At 61.3% G+C, this 2,597-nt stretch carries 2 protein-coding genes; both read right to left on the bottom strand.

Annotated elements, in window-relative coordinates; genetic code table 11:
- Window positions 1-104: 104 nt before the first annotated feature.
- The gene (gene istB, locus FQ192_RS33785; protein WP_149662276.1) at window positions 105-860 is read right to left on the bottom strand and encodes an IS21-like element ISPsy14 family helper ATPase IstB; all 756 of its coding nucleotides are present in this window, start codon (window positions 858-860) and stop codon (window positions 105-107) included.
- Between the two features lie 20 nt (window positions 861-880).
- On the bottom strand, window positions 881-2,395 hold the full coding sequence (istA, locus tag FQ192_RS33780) for an IS21 family transposase (protein WP_149662275.1): 1,515 nt from the start codon (window positions 2,393-2,395) through the stop codon (window positions 881-883).
- Window positions 2,396-2,597 lie beyond the last annotated feature (202 nt).

Genomic DNA, 2,597 nt, shown 5'->3' with positions numbered 1-2,597 from the left:
TGCGGATTCCACGCCATCCGGACACTCAGCCCACCAACATCCGGACACTCATTCCACGCTCATTCGGACAGGCAGTCGGAGCGCAGCGACGCAGGTTTGCATTGTTAGTCTGAAGTCTCTGTCGCCGTCAATTTCGTTGCGCGTCTGCGCATCGATTCGCCCTTCAGTTCGATCCGATAAGCGTTGTGCACCAGCCGGTCGAGGATCGCATCGCCCAAGGTCGGATCGCCGATCAGTGCGTGCCATTTGTCCACTGGCATCTGGCTGGTCACTAGCGTCGAGCGGTTGCCGTAGCGGTCGTCCAGCAGTTCAAGCATGTCGCGCCGTTGCGCAGCGGTAAACGGCGCCAGGCCCCAGTCGTCCAGGATCAGCAAGTCGGTCTTGGCATAACCCGCCATCAGTTTCGCGAAGCGGCCGTCGCCGTGGGCCAGGCCTAGTTCTTCCATCAAGCGCGGCAAGCGCAGATAACGCACGCTGTAACCGTCGCGGCAGGCCTTATGAGCCAGCGCGCAGGCGAGCCAGGTTTTGCCTACGCCAGTTGGGCCGCCGATGATCAGGTTCAGGCCGTCGCGCAGCCACTGGCCGCTGCCCAGTTGCAGGATCAAGGCCTTGTCCAAGCCACGCGGACTGCGATAGTCGATGTCTTCCAGGCAGGCGTTATGGCGCAGTCGTGCGGCCTTGAGGCGAGTAGTCAGGCGGACGTCTTCGCGCTCGGTCAGCTCGCGGTCGACCATCAGACCGAGGCGTTCGTCGAAGCTGAGATCGTTGATGTCAGGCGTTGCGTGTTGTTCGCCAAGCGCCTTGATCATGCCGTGCAGGCGCAGGGTTTGCAGCTTGTCGAGTGTCGGGTTGGGCAGCATTTTGGTGCTCCTTTTTCAGGTCAGTGGTAGTAGCCAGGGCCGCGCAGGTTGATGTGTTCTTCAGGCAGTAACGGCAGGTTTTGCTGGGCCAGCGGCAGCCGTTCCAGCCCTTGGCGCAGGATCGATTCAAGGCTTTTGTAGCTGCACGCGCCCAGTGCCAGCGCTCGCTGGCAAGCGGCTTCCAGCCGCTCTTCGCCGTGCTGTTTGCTCAGGCGCAGGATCCCCAGGCAGGCGCGGAAGCCGTGCTGCGGATGGATTCGGCGTTCGAGGATGTAGGCGATTACACCAGCGGTGTTCGGCCCGGTCTGCTCAGCCCAGTGGATCAGTCGCTGCGGCGTCCATTCGGCATGTTCGCGGTGACTTTTGGGCATGTGCTCGGCTTGGGTGGTGTGGCGGCCTTTGTGCGGCGAGCGCAGATGGCTGGCCACCCGCTGGTTGGCGTGGAAGCACTCGACGGTCTTAGCGGTTAGCCGCACTTCGAGTTGGTGCTTCACCAGCTGGTACGGCACCGAGTAGTAATGGCCCTCGACCTCGACGTGGTAGTCGATGTGCACCCGCACCTTTTTCCATTCGGCGTAGACATACGGATGTTCTGGTAGCGGTTGCAGTGCGGGTTGGTCGATGGTCTCGAAGGCCGAGCGGCGTGAGCCGGGCAGCTTCTTGAAGGGCTTTTGATTGAGGCGTTCGAGCAGCAGGCTGATTGCCGTGTTGAGTTCTCCGAGCGAGAAGAACTGGCGGTTGCGCAGCACTGCCAGGATCCAGCGCTCGACCACTTGCACACCCACTTCAACCTTGGCTTTGTCCTTGGGTTTACGCGAACGCGCGGGCAGTACGGCTACGCCGTAATGCTCGGCGAGATCGCGGTAACTGGGGTTGATGTCCGGCTCGTAGCGATGCGCCTTGGTGACGCCACTGCGCAGATTATCGGGCACCAGGATCTGCGATGTGCCGCCGAAAAAAGCAAAACAGCGGGCGTGCGAGCCCAGCCAGTCGGGCAGTTTCTGCGACCAAGTGGCCTCGGCGAAGGTGTAGCTGGACGCGCCGAGGACGGCGACGAAGATCTGGGCCTGACGGATTTCACCGGTCTGTCGGTCGATAATGGGCGCGGTCTGTCCGGCGTAATCGACGAACAGCTTTTCGCCGGCACGGTGCTCCTGGCGCATGACAACGTCGACCTTGGCGGCCCAGAGGCGGTAGTGCTCGCAGAACCAGCTGTATTGGAAGCCTTGCGGGTGAGCGAGTCGGTACTCTTGCCAAAGCAGGGCCAGAGTTACGCCGGGGCGGCGCAACTCGGCATGCGCCCAAGCCCAGTCAGGCATCGGGCGCTGGTCGCTCGGCACCGGTACTGCCGGCGGAAACAGGCGTCGGTTCAGCTCTGCATCAGAGATATCGATGGGCCACTGAAGCCCACTGGCTGCGAACCGGCAAAGGTAGTCTCCCGCGCTTGAATGGCCAATGGATAAACTTTTGGCGATCTTGCGCACGGACAGGCCGGCGTCGAACTTTAGGCGTAGTACCTCTCGGATTTTACGCATGGATAAACGCTCCACGACGACCTCTTCGCTTCGAAAAAAGAGGTCGATGGTAGTGAATAATCCTGCGTTGCTGCCTGCCTGAAAGTGTCCGGATGGCCGTGGAATCGGTGTCCGGATGCTCGTGGAATGAGTGTCCGGATCAGCGTGGAATCAGTGTCCGGATGTTGGTGGAATGGGTGTCCGGATGGTCATGGAATCCCCA

The sequence above is a fragment of the Pseudomonas sp. ANT_J12 genome (assembly GCF_008370045.1).
GTDB lineage: Bacteria > Pseudomonadota > Gammaproteobacteria > Pseudomonadales > Pseudomonadaceae > Aquipseudomonas.
The sequence above is the reverse complement of the archived record's forward strand: the minus strand, read 5'-3'. Positions and strand labels throughout refer to the sequence as shown.